The 13860-nt window shown below is 69.5% G+C and carries 12 protein-coding genes; 4 read left to right on the top strand and 8 right to left on the bottom strand.

What is annotated here, in order from left to right; all coding sequences use genetic code 11:
• Positions 1 to 50 precede the first annotated feature (50 nt).
• Together ndhC and BKH28_RS07845 are read right to left on the bottom strand one after the other, a co-directional pair.
• On the bottom strand, positions 51 to 410 hold the full coding sequence (gene ndhC / locus BKH28_RS07850) for an NADH-quinone oxidoreductase subunit A (protein ID WP_003787163.1): 360 nt from the start codon (positions 408 to 410) through the stop codon (positions 51 to 53).
• Positions 407 to 1708, bottom strand: coding sequence for a geranylgeranyl reductase family protein (locus BKH28_RS07845; protein ID WP_075418271.1), 1302 nt, complete (start codon positions 1706 to 1708; stop codon positions 407 to 409). The genes ndhC and BKH28_RS07845 overlap by 4 nt, the downstream gene beginning before the upstream one ends.
• A 376-nt stretch (positions 1709 to 2084) precedes the next feature.
• Here BKH28_RS07845 and BKH28_RS07840 point away from each other — a divergent pair, with 376 nt between their 5' ends.
• The gene (locus BKH28_RS07840; protein WP_075418270.1) at positions 2085 to 2810 is read left to right on the top strand and encodes a demethylmenaquinone methyltransferase; all 726 of its coding nucleotides are present in this window, start codon (positions 2085 to 2087) and stop codon (positions 2808 to 2810) included.
• A 34-nt stretch (positions 2811 to 2844) separates the two neighbouring features.
• Positions 2845 to 4206, top strand: coding sequence for an isochorismate synthase (locus tag BKH28_RS07835; RefSeq protein ID WP_075418269.1), 1362 nt, complete (start codon positions 2845 to 2847; stop codon positions 4204 to 4206).
• A 23-nt stretch (positions 4207 to 4229) separates the two neighbouring features.
• Here the strand turns inward: BKH28_RS07835 and BKH28_RS07830 are convergent, their stop codons facing one another.
• The 3 genes from BKH28_RS07830 to BKH28_RS07820 all read right to left on the bottom strand — a co-directional run bounded on the left by BKH28_RS07830 (position 4230) and on the right by BKH28_RS07820 (position 9189).
• Positions 4230 to 5972, bottom strand: a complete 1743-nt coding sequence (locus BKH28_RS07830) for a trypsin-like peptidase domain-containing protein (RefSeq protein ID WP_075418268.1) — start codon at positions 5970 to 5972, stop codon at positions 4230 to 4232.
• A gap of 212 nt (positions 5973 to 6184) precedes the next feature.
• Complete coding sequence (gene menD / locus BKH28_RS07825) at positions 6185 to 7927, bottom strand: 2-succinyl-5-enolpyruvyl-6-hydroxy-3-cyclohexene-1-carboxylic-acid synthase (protein WP_075418267.1); 1743 nt, start codon at positions 7925 to 7927, stop codon at positions 6185 to 6187.
• A gap of 134 nt (positions 7928 to 8061) precedes the next feature.
• Complete coding sequence (locus BKH28_RS07820; RefSeq protein WP_075418266.1) at positions 8062 to 9189, bottom strand: o-succinylbenzoate synthase; 1128 nt, start codon at positions 9187 to 9189, stop codon at positions 8062 to 8064.
• 258 nt (positions 9190 to 9447) lie between these two features.
• Between BKH28_RS07820 and BKH28_RS07815 the strand changes: the two genes are divergently transcribed.
• Positions 9448 to 9963, top strand: a complete 516-nt coding sequence (locus BKH28_RS07815) for a hypothetical protein (RefSeq protein WP_256695541.1) — start codon at positions 9448 to 9450, stop codon at positions 9961 to 9963.
• 256 nt (positions 9964 to 10219) lie between these two features.
• Entirely contained in the window at positions 10220 to 10375 is a 156-nt protein-coding gene (locus tag BKH28_RS13810) for a hypothetical protein (RefSeq protein ID WP_256695540.1), read from the top strand.
• Positions 10376 to 10679: 304 nt separating this feature from the next.
• Here the strand turns inward: BKH28_RS13810 and BKH28_RS07805 are convergent, their stop codons facing one another.
• The 3 genes from BKH28_RS07805 to BKH28_RS07795 all read right to left on the bottom strand — a co-directional run bounded on the left by BKH28_RS07805 (position 10680) and on the right by BKH28_RS07795 (position 13828).
• Entirely contained in the window at positions 10680 to 11555 is an 876-nt protein-coding gene (locus BKH28_RS07805) for a glycine betaine ABC transporter substrate-binding protein (RefSeq protein WP_075418265.1), read from the bottom strand.
• 66 nt (positions 11556 to 11621) lie between these two features.
• Positions 11622 to 12500 carry an ABC transporter permease gene (locus tag BKH28_RS07800; protein ID WP_075418264.1) on the bottom strand — a complete coding sequence of 293 codons (879 nt, stop codon included), beginning with the start codon at positions 12498 to 12500 and terminating at the stop codon, positions 11622 to 11624.
• Positions 12500 to 13828: a quaternary amine ABC transporter ATP-binding protein gene (locus tag BKH28_RS07795; protein WP_075418263.1), complete on the bottom strand. Its 1329-nt coding sequence runs from the start codon at positions 13826 to 13828 to the stop codon at positions 12500 to 12502. The genes BKH28_RS07800 and BKH28_RS07795 overlap by 1 nt, the downstream gene beginning before the upstream one ends.
• Between the last annotated feature and the right edge of the window lie 32 nt (positions 13829 to 13860).

Raw genomic sequence — 13860 nt, 5'->3', positions numbered from 1 at the left:
TGTGTACTCCTTGAGATCGTCGGGCTGGGTCCTCGCCGGTCAGAGCCGGCTCAGTCCCAGTCCAGTCCGCCGCGACGCCACTCGAGGATGTAGGGCACGGTGATGAGGCCGATGAACAGAACGGCCGCCCCCAACCCGAAGAACCCCAGGCGGCCGAAGGCCGTGGCCCAGGGGTAGAGGAAGACCACCTCGACGTCGAAGATGATGAAGGTCATGCCCACCAGGTAGAAGGAGACGGGGAAGCGCCCGTGCTCGGTGTTGGCGGGGGTGGGGTCGATGCCGCACTCGTAGTTGGCGACCTTGACCCGGTTGCGCCGGGCGGGGCTGATGATGGCGCTCATGGCCAGACCGCCGACGGCCACCAGGAGGGCCAGCGCGGCCATGATGAGCAGGGAGGCGTAGGGGTTCATGCTTCCGGCACCATCCTTGTCAGGAGCTGGATGAAGTGGTCGATTCCGTCGCCGCCGCGGCGCTCCCAGCCATCGGACAGGAGCTTGGTGACGAGCTTCATGAGGCGCTTGCGCGGCAGCCCGTAGCGGGTGCACAGGCGCATGACCTCGGGGTGCTCGATGAGGGCGACGAAGACACGGCCGAGCGTGTAGTAGCCGCCCATCTCGGAGCTGAGGGCCTTGGGATACTGGGCCAGGACCTGCTCGCGGCCCGAGGTGGTCGTGCGGGCACCGGCTTGGGCGGCGGCCTGGGCGGCCAGGCGGCCGGACATGAGGGCCTGGGCGATGCCCTCGCCGTTGAAGGGCGAGACCATGCCTCCGGCATCACCCAGCAGCATGAGGCCGTCGGCGTAGTGAGGCTTGCGGTTGAAGGCCATGGGCAGGGCGGCGCTGACCAGGCCGCCGACCTGGTTCTCCTGGGTGAAGCCCCAGGAGGCCGGAACGTTGTCCATCCAGCGGTTGAACACCGCGCGGTAGTCGATGGACGTGGCCTGGGCGCGTGAGGAGACCGAGCCGAGCCCGACGTTGACCAGCCCCTCCCCCACGGACCAGATCCATCCGTAGCCGGGCAGGAGGTCGGACTTGCCCGGGGTGCCGTCCCACAGCTCGAGGCGGGACTCCATCCAGGCGTCCTTGGCGCGTGGGGAGCGGAAGTAGGCGCGTACGGCCACGCCCATGGGGCGGCGCTCGTTCTTGGTGCGCCCGACGGCGGTGGCCAGGCGGGCCGAGACCCCTCCGGCGTCGACGACCAGCGGGGCGGTGAAGGTGGTGGGCCCCTCGATGCCGGGGTAGGCGACCCGGTTGGTGGGGCGGGCCTCGACACCGGTGACGCGGCCGGTGGGCGAGGTGACGGGTCCGGTGACGGTGACACCGGTGAGCAGGCGGGCGCCGGCCGCGGCGGCGTGCTCGGCCAGGTCGCGGTCGAGCAGGGCGCGGGGGCGGGCCATCCCGTAGGAGGGGAAGGATGCCTGCTCCGGCCAGGGGAAGTGGAGGAGGTGCCCGCCGCCGATGACGCGCAGGCCGCGGTTGCGCTGCCAGCCGGAGGTGTCCACCCCCATGGAGACCAGCTCACGCACGGCCGAGGGGGTCAGGCCGTCCCCACAGACCTTGTCACGGCCGAGCTCCTGCTTCTCCAGGAGGATGACATCGAGACCGAGAGTGGCCATGTGGTAGGCCGCCGAGGATCCAGCCGGGCCGGCCCCGACGACGATGACGTCGGCGGTGGTGGAGGCGCTGGGCTGGGCGGCTGCCTGAGTCACTCGGGCTTCCCTCCTCGGCACTTCTGGTACAGCGGGCGTTGTCGTAGGCATCACAGTTGGCACCGTAATGCAGGCCCCGCACTCGGCGGAGCCTGTGCCGACTGTACCCAGGCGACGGGCGCCTCCATGACGAGGCCGCCGACGGAGGTGGCGAACAGGGGTTTTCGTTGCCGTGACGGCAATCTTCAGGGAAGTCCCCACCTCAACGAAAGACTGCGGCGCCCCAGAATTACGCTGCAAGTGAGTAACGAATTTCAACACTGTCGGACGGGACCTGTGTCCTAGAGCGACACCGGGGCGGTCGGAGGTCGGTCAGCAACGGCCCCCGGCACGCCTGACGGCGATACCGCAGCCGGGATTTGCGATGATGACCCCCATGAGCCGTTCCCCCCTTCGAGCCAGCCTCGCCAAGGACCCTCGCGAGGTCGCCGGGATGTTCGACGCCGTCGCGCGCCGCTACGACCTGTCCAACGACGTGATGAGCCTGTTCCAGGTGCACATGTGGCGCCGGGTGACGCGCGCGGCCGTCGCCGCGAGGCCGGGAACGCGCGTCCTGGACCTGGCCGCCGGGACCGGCACCTCCTCGGTGGAGTACGCCGCCGACGGCGCCGAGGTCGTGGCCTGCGACTTCTCCACCGGCATGGTGGCCGAGGGCAAGCGCCGCCACCCCGAGATCGCCTTCGTGGCCGGGGACGCCACGGCGCTGCCCTTCGCCGATGAGAGCTTCGACGTCGTCACCATCTCCTACGGGCTGCGCAACGTGCAGGACACGGCACGGGCACTGTCGGAGATGCGCCGGGTGACGGTTCCGGGCGGGCGGATTGTCATTGCGGAGTTCTCCACCCCGAGCCGGCCCGCCTTCCGTCACCTGTACCGCTTCTACCTGGGCAGCGCCCTGCCGGCCGCCGCCCGTCTGGTCTCATCGAACACCGAGGCCTATGACTACCTGGGCGAGTCGATCCTGGCCTGGCCGGACCAGAGGGAGCTGGCCGGTCTCATGCACGAGGCCGGCTGGCGGGGCGTGGGATACAAGAACCTCTCCGGCGGGATCGTCGCGGTCCACCGGGCCACTCGGCCCGTGCGCGCTCAGGGCGATCAGTGAGAATCGGTCCGAGCACCGCCCCGGGGCCGACGTCGTGAGGGCCGAGCGCTGCCGGGTCGCGCCGCCGCGCCTGTCCTTCCGCACCCATGAGCTGCCCGACGGCGCCCTGGAGGGGCTCACCCTCATCGACCTGCTGGGGTGCCGGGAGGATGTCAGCTCCTGGGTCCATGAGGGACGCGGACTCATCGGGCTGGGCCGTGTCCTGGTGATCGAGGCCCACGGGGCGGGGCGCATCGAGGCGCTGCGGGCCGCGTGGCGGGCCGTCGTCGGCGCGGCCTGGTGGCGTGATGCACTGGTCCGCCCGGGAACCGGACCGGTGGCCCTGGGAACGATCACCTTCTCCCCCGCCTCCGAGCACTCCTCGGTCCTCGTTGTCCCCGAGGTGCTCGTCGGGCTTGACGACTCCGGCGCCTGGCTGACGACCGCGGTACCTGAGGCTGCCAACGGGGCGGAGCCGGAGCACCCGGATCCCGAGGCGCTCCTCAAGGCGATGGTGGCCCAGGCGCGCGCAGCGATCGACCGGGAGCAAGCCGGCGACGGCGGGGACTCCGGCGGCACTGCCGCCGTTGAGACCGGGGCACTCAGCGAGGGGCAGTGGTGCGAGGCGGTGTCCGGCACGCAGGAGCAGATGCGTGCGGGGCGGGTCCGCAAGGTGGTCCTGGCCCGCGATGTGCTGGCCCGCCCGGAGACGCCGCTGGCCACCGGCACGGTGCTGCGGCGCCTGGCCCGCGACTACCCCTCCACCTGGATCTTCGCCGTCGACCAGATGGTGGGGGCCAGCCCTGAGCTGCTGCTGCGTCTACGTGATCGGCGCCTCATCAGCAGGGTGCTGGCCGGCACGGCCCGCCGGCACGCCGGCGAGGACACCCTGGCGACGGCGCGCCTGGCGTCCTGGCTGGAGGGCTCGGAGAAGAACAACCGGGAGCACGAGCTGGCCCGGGACTCGGCGATCACGGCGCTGGAGCCGTTGTGCTCGGTGGTGGAGGCCCCGGCCCGCTTCGTCCTGACGCTTCCAAACGTGCTGCACCTGGCCAGTGACGTCACCGGAGTCGTCGCCGGGGACACCGGGGCGCTGGCCCTGGTGGACGCACTGCACCCGACGGCGGCCGTGTGCGGGACACCGACACAGGCGGCCGCACGCCTCATCGAGGAGGCCGAGTCCATGGACCGGGGGCGTTATGCCGGACCCGTGGGCTGGGTCGACTGGCACGGTGAGGGCGAGTGGTGCATCGCGCTGCGCAGTGCCCAGCTGCCCGCGGAAGGTCCCGGACCGCAGTCCCCCGCGAGAGTGTTCGGGGGCGGCGGCATCATGCCGGACTCCGAGCCGGTCGACGAGCTGGCGGAGACGACCGCCAAGATGCGCCCCATGCTGAGCGCCCTGGGCGTGCCTCTCTGAGACGCCTCTGAGCGGGTAGCGCGTCAGGAGTCCTTGCGCTCGACCAGGGTCACGTCGATGTCCTGCTTCTTGGAGTCGCGGATGACTGTGAGCTTGACCTTGTCGTTGGCGGAGTACTGGCGTACGTAACCGGTCAGTGCCGAGCCCTGGGAGGTGGTCTTGCCATCGATGGCGATGACGACGTCGTCCCTCTTCAAGCCGGCCTTGTCGGCCGGAGAACCGCCTTCGACCGAGATGATCTTGGCACCGCCGCGCGTCTCACCATCGACCTTGGCAGAACCGGTCTGCAGGTTGACGCCCAGGTAGGCGTGGGTCGCCGCCCCCGACTCGATGAGCTGCTTGGCGACCTTGTCGGCCAGCTTGACGGGAATGGCGAAGCCGATGCCGATGCTCCCCGAGCCCCCCTCACCACCGCTGGAGCTCCCCATGGTGGCGATGGAGCTGGTGATCCCGATGACCCGTCCGTTCTCGTCGAAGAGGGGCCCACCGGAGTTGCCGGGGTTGATGGCGGCGTCAATCTGGATGGCGTTGGTGTAGACCGCCGAGGACGGGGAGCCTCCTCCTGAGCCGTCCTCACTCTGGGAGTTGACGACAGGACGGTCGAGGGCCGAGATGATGCCGGTGGTGACGGTCGAGGACAGGCCCAGCGGGTTACCGATCGCCATGACGTCCTGACCGGTGGCCAGCTTGTCGGAGTCGCCGAGCTGGGCGACGGTGAGGTTGTCGGGGGCGTCCTTGAGCTGGATGACGGCCAGGTCGGTGGCGGGGTCGGTCCCGGTGGGCTCGGCCTCGTAGACGCGGCCATCGGCCAGCGTCACCAGGATCTGCGAGGCACCCGCCACCACGTGGTTGTTCGTGATGATGTGCCCCTCCTTGTCGAAGATGACTCCGGACCCCAGGGCCTTGCCGTTGCCGGTGGTTATGGCGATGGAGACGACGGCGTTGGACACGGCGGCCGAGACAGCCTCCCAGTCGGGGGCCTGGCCGGCGCTGTTAACGGTCTGGGTCGTGCTCCCGGTGGCGATCGCGGTGGGTGCCGTTGAGGAACTCGATGAAACGTCCCCACCGTGAGTGTCCATGTACCTGACCGCGCTCACAGCGCCACCAGCGCCCAGCAGGGAGGCGACCACCGCGGAGGCGATCAGGGCGATCCAGCCCGGCCCCCGGCGCCTCTCGGCACCGGTCTCACTGCCTGCGGCCTTCGATGTCGCGTAGAAGGACTCCCCGCCGGGGGCGCCGGCCTGCGCGTAGCCGCCGGGTGTCGTCGGGGCGCTCGTGTAGGGCGAGCCGAAGTGCGCCTGCTGCGCCTGGTAAGGCTGCTGGGTGGATGAATAGCTGGTCGGCGCCGCCTGCTGCTCCTGGGGGGCGGGGTACTGGCCCTGCTGATGGAACTGCTGATAGGACTGCTGGGGCTGGTACTGCCCCTGGGAGGACTGAGCGTAGACCGACGCGGACTGGTCGGCGGGCAGCTGCGAGGTGGGCGGCTCGGCAGGAAGCTGCCGGGTGTCGTCCCAGCGCTGCTCGCCTGCGTTGTGAGGCACGAGCGTCTCAGGATAGGAGGCGTCGGCGGCGTAGGCCTGTGAGAGATCCTCGTAGCCGACCTGATTCTCGGTCGCACTCGGGGCCTCGCTGCCGGAGACCGCCGCAGCCGGGCTGTCCTGGCTGCCGGCGGACCGGGAGTCGACACCGGAGTGACTGTCGTCCGCCGCCGCTCCAGGCTCGTCGGGCCGGTGGGCCTCCGGGTTCGCCTCGTCGTATCCGCTCATCTGTGCTCCTCCTCGGGCGTCTCGCCCTCTCCAGATCCACGGGTAGACAACACCAGGGCTCTGTGCCGTTTCCGATGATTCCCTGAGGCTGCACTGTGGATCGTGTAACCGTTGTATTGCAGCGGGCTGAGAGTGCGGCAGTGGGTTCGGGGAACCCGAAGCCCTCTCCCGCGAGTCCTATCCCGCTGGCTGCCGTCCATCTCTATCGTCGTTCATGTTGTCAGGGTGTGAGGACCGTGCCTCGTGGTCTCCCAGACGACGACGCTCAGACCGTCGACCGGCTCGGCCAGGATCCTCTGGAGGGCCGCGACATCATCTGGGACATGGACACGAGCCCCCAGGGCGGTGGCCAGTGCAGCAATATTCGCACACTGGGGGGCGGTGAAAAGTCGTTCGAACCGGCCAAGTGACGTGGTGCGGGAGTACTCGAGGTGGGAGAAGATCGCGCCCCCGCCGTCGTCGACGACGATCACCTGCAGGTCGGCCTCCTCCTCACGCACTCCCCGACTCAAGGACATGGCGTCGTGGAGGAAGGCGAGGTCTCCCATCACGGCACGCACCGGTCCGCCCGAGGCCGTCCACAGTCCGATGCCAGTGGCAATGGTGCCGTCGATTCCGGCCAGGCCTCGGTTCGCAACTGCTTTCGGGACGGTGGCACCGGGGCGGGCGAGTCGGTCGAGACGCCGCACCGTCATGGAGGAGCCCAGCAGGAGGGTGGGGGCGCCGGGGGCCAGGCTCGCCTCCCACACGGCCTGGGCCAGGGTGTCGGCGCTGCTGGAGCGGCCCGGATCGGGAAGATCCGCCACGGCTTGGTGCCAGGATTCGTTCCAGGTCGTGTCTGCCCGCTGCAGGCCGAGGGAGGCGACCAACCGGGCTGATCGGAGGGCGACGTCGTCGATGACCTCGTGATCGGGGCCGTCGACGGGGAGGATCCGTCGGGCCTGCCCGGGGACGTCGGCCCACCGGGCCCGTTCGGTCAGAACGGTGATATCGAGGTCCTCGCGCCCCAGGAGCGCGGTGACGGAGCGGCTGAGGCTGGGGTGGCCCAGGACGAGGACGTGCTCGGCCTGCTCCGCGAGCGCGCGGCCCGCTTGGGTGCCCAGCAGCTCGGCGTAGCGGGTCAGGGCCTGGGGGCCGCCGCGGGCCTGGGAGGTGGGTTCGGCCAGGAGCGGCCAGCCGAGGTGCTCGGCCAGAGACCCGGCCAGGGCACCGACGGCCGGGTGGGCGGTGTCGCCGGCGACGATGAGTCCCCGCCCCCTCCGCTCCGATGAGGAGCCGTGGTCGGCCCGCCGGCAATCGTCGGTAGCCAGGGCGCGATCCTGCACCGCTGTCCGGGCAGCCGTGGCTACCGATGGGGCGGGCAGCGCCGGGGCGGCCGGCGCCGCTCCCTCCGCCGTCAGGGGCGGACGGAAGCGGGCGTTGATCTGAGCCGGTCCGGGATCCCGGCTGAGGGCGCCGGTGGCCGCGACGACGGCGCGGCGCACCTGCCCGGTGACGGCGGCGTTGGCTGCGCAGCCCCCGAGGTCGGCGGTCAAGTCGGCGGGCAGGTCGACGCCCAGGCGCAGGGCCGGTGCGAAGAGCCCGGTCTGCTCGGTGGTCTGGCTGGCGCCGGTGCCGACCAGCTCGTGGGGCCGGTCGGCGCTGATGACGAGCAGGGGGATGCCAGCGGCGTCGGCCTCGCTTACGGCCGGGTGGAGGTTGGAGACGGCCGTCCCCGAGGTGGTCACGACGGCGGCGCAGCGGCTGCGCCCGCTCAGGGCGTGGGCGCGGGCGGCCCCCAGGGCGATGAAGCCGGCGCTGCGCTCGTCCAGGACGACGCGCAGACGTACGCGCCCGGCGTCGGCGGCGTCCGCCAGGGCGTCCGCCAGCGGGGCGCTGCGCGATCCCGGGCACAGGACGACCTCGTGCACGCCCTCGGCCAGGAGGGCCGCCACGAGACTGCGGGCGTCGGCCATGGCGGGCGGGAGCTGCGGGTGCTCCGGAGAGTCGGTCACAGGGGCGAGGATACGAGAGCGTGCCGTCTGCGCCGCGCTGCGATTGGTCACAGTACGGACAGTGCGGTGAGCCCACCGCACGGTTCGCGCAGGGGTTACAGCGGCAGTCCGGCCACGGCCCGGCTCGGGTCGCGGGCCTCGCGCTGGCGGCGGGCGTGAAGGGCACCGGCCAGGTGCAGCAGGCGCGTCTGCCAGTGCCTGGTGAGGTAGGGCCCCGCCTTGACCTCGTTCAGGAGGCGCTCGGAGACGGGGGCGGCGGCGTCGAGACGCAGGGTCCCGTTGCTGGGAAGAACGCTGGGCTCGGCGACGTCCTGGGTCAGCAGGCGCACGGTCCCCAGGCCGCAGGCGTGGCTGAGGGACGGCAGGCTGAAGGCGAGGGTGGCACCGGTCATGATGCCCACGGAGGTGTCCAAAGCGGAGGAGACGACCGCGGGCAGCCCGAGGCGCTCGGCCATGTCCAGGGCTCGGTGCACTCCGCCCAGCGGGGCCACCTTGAGAATGGCGACGTCGGCGGCGCGCCGGTGGACGATCTCCAGGGGGTTGGCCGACAGCCGGATCGACTCGTCCGCGGCGATGGGCACGTCGACGGCGCGGCGCAGGTCGGCCAGGTCGTAGACGGTGGCACAGGGCTGTTCGGCGTACTCCAGCCCTCCGGCGGCCCGGTCCATGAGGGTCAGGTTCTCGCGGGCGGTGTCCAGGTCCCAGGCGCCGTTGACGTCGATGCGCACCTTCCCTGAACGCCCGAGGGCCGAGCGGACCGCTTCGAGCCGCTCCAGGTCCGCCGAGCGCTTGTCGCTGCTGCCGCTGACCTTGACCTTGGCGGTCCTGGCGCCGGAGGCTCGCACCAGCTCGACAGCATCCTCGGCGCCGACCTCGGGAACAGTCACGTTGACGGAGATGGTCTCGCGGTAGCGGGGAAGGAAGGAGTTGCCCAGGGCCTGGGACAGCCCGGAGGCGAGCCAGGGAGCACTGGCCTCCGAGCCGTAATCCCAGAACGGCGCGACCTCGCCCCACCCGCCGGGGCCGTGGAGCAGGACGCCGTCGCGACGGGTGATGCCGCGAAACGGCGTCGTCAGGGGGATGTCCCAGACGATGGCGCGGTCGATGCGATCCAGCAGGCCGGTGGAGTCCTGAGCATGAAGAGAGGCGATGTCGATCTCGCCGCTGGCATGCTGATGGTCCGGACTCACGGGCACAGAATACGCACGATCTTCAATCAACATGACAAAACCGGGACAAGGGTGGCGGGACCCACCTCGGCAAACGTCCGCCGAGCTCCGCAGAACGCTGTCCGACGCCCTCAGCCGGCCTCGCTTGCTCGCCCCTGTGCCGGAGCCGTCCGCAGCCGTGGGCGCAGCCACCGTCCACGGGCTTTTGTAGAATGACGTGCGCGGTTGAATTCGTGATCAGATCGAAGGGACGTCATGAACCAGGGCAGCATGGGGCGGGGCGATACAGGGCATCATCACTGGAGGCCCGTCATGCCCGTATCCGCGATGGTCGTGGGCCGCCTCGTTCTCGGACTGCCCAGCGCGTTCGGTCTGACGATCATCGTGCTGGTCTGGTCCTCACTGACCCGCGCCGGGCTGGGATTCGGCAGGGCGTGCCTGTTCTCCCTGGTGGCGGTGACGATTCGAGAGCTGATCGACGCCTCGGCCCATCGGCTCATCATGCGGGCCTGGCGCTCGAGGGACCCTCACGGCCTGCTGCTGACGTTCATCGCCGCCACCTGCCCCGCGGTTGCGGGATTCTTGGCTGCGCGGCTCCTCGCCCCGGCGGCGACGACGGCGCTGACGGTTCTCACGTGGCTGCCGTTCATGGCCTTCGTCGCCCTCATTGAGAGGCCGTGGGACACCTCCCTCGGATACGACGCCCTTCAGGAGCGCATCCACCAGCCCCAACCGATCCCACCGGAGTATGTCACCGCCGACTTCCGCGACGCCCGCAAGCACCTCCCCGAGCTCCGCCGCATCGCACTGGCGCACGCGGCGCTGTAGGCCCCACGGCGCCGAGCCACCTCGATGGAGGTCAACTGCGGCGACGATCGCAGCCTTGTTAGGGTGAGAAGGCGTCATCCGTGAGCTGTGAGCATCAGGGGAAGGGCATATGAGCGCTCGCGACGTCACCCGCGCATCAGACCGGAGCTGGCGGCCTTGATCTTCGCACCGCGCCCCCTCCACTCACCTGACTCCTCTCACCTGGGCGACCTGCCTGCTCATCTCTTGCACGCTGGATCAGCCGTGGAAGACGCCGATGTCCTACGAGGAGATGAAGGAACGCGGCCGCCAGACCCGGCTGATGACCCGGGAGCACTTCGCCGAGGAGATCGCCGACGGCCGGATGACCTTCCGCCCCATCGATGACGAGGGCTACCACCTCGATGAGGACGGCAACCGCATGGAGGACTGAGATACCCCGCGGTCACTGTGCCCGGCCTGCGAGTCGTGGTGGAGCCGGTCCCGACCGGGGACATTTCTCGCGTGCGGGTGCTCTTTCCTCCGACCGGGGACGTTCTGCGCGTGCGGGGACCGGTTCCCTGTCCCCGACGGCGTCGAATGCCCCCGCCCGGAGAGGGACGCACCCGGCCGCGCAGAATGTCCCCGCCGACGGGTCTTCTCACCCGCGCCGCTCGGAGCGCCTCGCCCAAGCCCTGCAGCCGCCCTCCCCCGCCCCGCCTCTCGCAGGCTTTCGAGGGCGGGGGCAGCACCCGACGTCAGGACTTCTTGAAGTCGTACTGCGGGTGCTTCTGGGCCCAGGCGATGGCGGCCTCATCCTCTTTCCCCTCGCCATAGGTGTTGACGACGAGGTCCTCGAGGCTGCCGTAGGTGGCCTCATCCATCGTGATGGAGCCGAGCCACTTCGCGATCTCGGGGTACTCCTGCGCGAATCCCTCTCGCCCCAGGAAGTGAAGCCCCTCCCCCTTGCCGAGTGCACCCTTGGGATCCTCCAGGTCCCGCATGTCATAGGTGGTGTTCGCCCAGAAGGGGTGCCACAGGGTGACCACGATCTCGTTCTTGGCGTCGACCGCCTTCTTGAGCTCGGCCAGCATCCCGGTGGTGGAGGAGGTCAGGAACTTCATGTCCCCCAGACCGTAGGCGGGGATCACGTCCTCCTGCGACACCTTGGTCAGGCCGGCGCCCGGCTCGATACCAATGATCTTGTTGCCGATCTGCGAGGCGTGGGACTTGATGTCCTCGATCGATTTCATGGAGGAGTAGGAGGGAACCGCCCAGGTCAGCTTGGCGGCGTCGTAGTAGGTCCCCAGGTCCTCGATGTACTTGCGGTACTTGTCCATGTACTCCTTGTGAGTGACGTCCGGCCAGGCCGACGGGTAGAGGTCAACCGCCCCCTGGCTGAGCCCGGCGTAGAGAGGCCCCGCCTCACTCAGGTCGGTCAGCTTGATCCGGTACCCGGCCTTCTCGAGCTGGGTCTTCACCAGATGCGTCATGGACAGGCCGTCACTCCAGGAGGGGATGAAGCCGAGTCGGAGCGTCTTACCGCCACCCGAGCCTCGACCACAGGCGGCGAGCGCACCTCCTGCCATGAGGGAGGCAAGAGCCGTGGTGAAGGTACGACGGGAGGCCTGCATAGCATTCCTTCGGTGTGCGCCTGCCGCCGGCGAGGGCGGAACGGAAAAGCGTCGTCGAGTCATGGGTCACCGCTTCTTGATGAGCGAGAGCAGCGAGCCCTTCTCCCGCGGCGCCCCGAGGGCCGCGGTCACCCGGTCCAGGAAGATCGCCAGGAACACGATGGACAGACCCGCCTCGGTGCCCTTGGCGATATCGATCGTCGCGAGCGCCTTGACGACCTCCTTCCCGAGGCCGTCGGCACCGACCATGCCCGCGATGACGGCCATCGACAGCGCCAGCATGATGACCTGGTTGACACCCGCCATGATCGTGGGAACGGCCAGGGGCAGCTGAATGCCCCGCAGGATCTGCCAGTCGGTCGCTCCGAAGGAACGCCCCGCCTCAACGGTCTCCTTATCCACCTGCTTGATGCCCAGCTCGGTCATGCGCACACCGGGGGGCATCGCGAAGATGAGCGTGGCGAACATGCCGGGAACCACACCGATGGAGAAGAACAGCACCGAGGGAATGAGGTAGACGAAGGCCGGCATGGTCTGCATGAGGTCGAGGACCGGGCGGACGAGCGCGCTGACGTACTTGTTCCGAGCGGCCCAGATCCCCAAGGGGATGGCGAAGATGAGGGCGGTGACCGTGGCCAAGGTGACGAGGACCAGAGTCTCCATCGCATTGGTCCACTGGCCCATCGAGATGATGAGCAGGAAGGTGACGGCGGTCCCCACGGCCAGTCTCCAGGACTTCGCCAACCAGGCGATCAGGACGAAGACCACCACCATGACGAGCGGCGGAATGGCCAGCAGGACATCGACGAGGACGTCATTGACCGAGGTTCCGCTCTGGGAGATCAGACCCAAGAAGCCGTGCAGATGCGTCTGGATCCAGTTGATGAGGGTCTCGACCCAGGAACCCAGAGGGATCTTGGGAAGAGGTGTCTGTACGGGAATCATCAGGCGTCGGCTCCTTCAGCCTCGGTGGTCTCACTGGCCTCGACGGTCTGCTCATCGATCTGCTTAGCGGCCGGCTCGGCCGTGCCGTCCTGCAAGACGTCGTCGGGACCCGCGGGATCGGCACTGGAAGCACTGGACGCACCGGCCTCCTGGTTCTGCTCACTGATGGCGGCCAGCAGGGTGACACGCGGGATGACGCCGGAGATCCGTCCGTCGTCGTCGACGACGACGATGGGGGCCGCGTGCTGCGCGGCGTGGGCGAACAGCTCGTTGACGGGAGTCGAGTGCGGCACGACCGGCATCTCGTGGATCGTGGACAGCGGGAGCGTGTCGGAGCCCTCCTTCACCGCCCGGGCGACATCGTCCTCCCAGACGTATCCGAAGGGCGTGCGGTCGCGGTTCTGGACGAGCAGCCACGGCGGCTGGTTCTCCCGCAGGAGCTTGTGGGCGGCGCGGGGGCTGCGGTCCGAGCCCAGGATCGCGTACGGGGGCTCTGCGATGGAGCCGGCTGTCAGGACCCGGGTGCGGTCGACGTCGGCCACGAACCGTGAGACGTAGTCGGAGGCGGGATCGCGCAGGATCTCCTCGGCGGTGCCGACCTGCTCGACGCGCCCGTCGCGCATCATGGCGATGCGGTCCCCCAGCCGCATGGCCTCGTTGAGGTCGTGGGTGATGAACAGGATCGTCTTGCCGAGCTTGCCCTGGAGGTCGATGAGCTGGTCCTGCATCTCACGGCGGATGAGCGGGTCGAGCGCGGAGAAGGCCTCATCCATGAGCAGGATGTCGGTCTCGGCGGCCAACGCCCGGGCCAGGCCCACGCGCTGACGCATTCCTCCGGAGAGCTCCCCGGGCTTGTAGCCGCCCCAGCCCTCCAGGCCCACCATGGACAGGGCCTCCTCGGCCCGGCGCTCGCGCTCGGAGCGATTCATCCCCTGGATCTCCAGGCCGTAGGCGGCGTTCTCCCCCACCGTGCGGTGGGGCAGGAGGGCGAAGTTCTGGAAGACCATGGAGACGCGCTCGCGGCGCAGCTCGCGCAGCTTCGACTTCGAGATGTGCGCCAGGTCCTCCCCGTAGAGGGTCATGCTGCCGGCGGTGATGGGCAGCAGGCCGTTGACCATGCGGATGAGCGTGGACTTCCCGGAGCCCGACAGGCCCATGACCACGAAGATCTCGCCCTTGTCGACGTCGAAGGAGGTATCGATGACGGCCGCGGTCTGCCCTGACTTCCTCAGCTGGTCCCGCGTCCTGCCGGCCTTGAGCTTCTTGACGCCGTCGGACGGTCGTCGCCCGAAGACCTTGTAGACATGGTTGGCCTCAATGACTTTCACAGCACTCCTCGCAATCGAACTCCTGGCCTGGC

Origin of the sequence: Actinomyces oris (assembly GCF_001937665.1) — a bacterium.
GTDB classification, from domain to species: domain Bacteria; phylum Actinomycetota; class Actinomycetes; order Actinomycetales; family Actinomycetaceae; genus Actinomyces; species Actinomyces stomatis.
The sequence above is the reverse complement of the archived record's forward strand: the minus strand, read 5'-3'. Positions and strand labels throughout refer to the sequence as shown.

Coding starts and splice junctions, on each gene's coding strand:
- ndhC (WP_003787163.1), bottom strand. CDS start 410: ATGAACCCCTACGCCTCCCTGCTCATCATGGCCGCGCTGGCCCTCCTG.
- BKH28_RS07840 (WP_075418270.1), top strand. CDS start 2,085: ATGAGCCGTTCCCCCCTTCGAGCCAGCCTCGCCAAGGACCCTCGCGAG.
- BKH28_RS07830 (WP_075418268.1), bottom strand. CDS start 5,972: ATGAGCGGATACGACGAGGCGAACCCGGAGGCCCACCGGCCCGACGAG.
- menD (WP_075418267.1), bottom strand. CDS start 7,927: ATGGCCGACGCCCGCAGTCTCGTGGCGGCCCTCCTGGCCGAGGGCGTG.
- BKH28_RS07820 (WP_075418266.1), bottom strand. CDS start 9,189: ATGTTGATTGAAGATCGTGCGTATTCTGTGCCCGTGAGTCCGGACCAT.
- BKH28_RS07815 (WP_256695541.1), top strand. CDS start 9,448: ATGCCCGTATCCGCGATGGTCGTGGGCCGCCTCGTTCTCGGACTGCCC.
- BKH28_RS13810 (WP_256695540.1), top strand. CDS start 10,220: ATGTCCTACGAGGAGATGAAGGAACGCGGCCGCCAGACCCGGCTGATG.
- BKH28_RS07805 (WP_075418265.1), bottom strand. CDS start 11,555: ATGCAGGCCTCCCGTCGTACCTTCACCACGGCTCTTGCCTCCCTCATG.
- BKH28_RS07800 (WP_075418264.1), bottom strand. CDS start 12,500: ATGATTCCCGTACAGACACCTCTTCCCAAGATCCCTCTGGGTTCCTGG.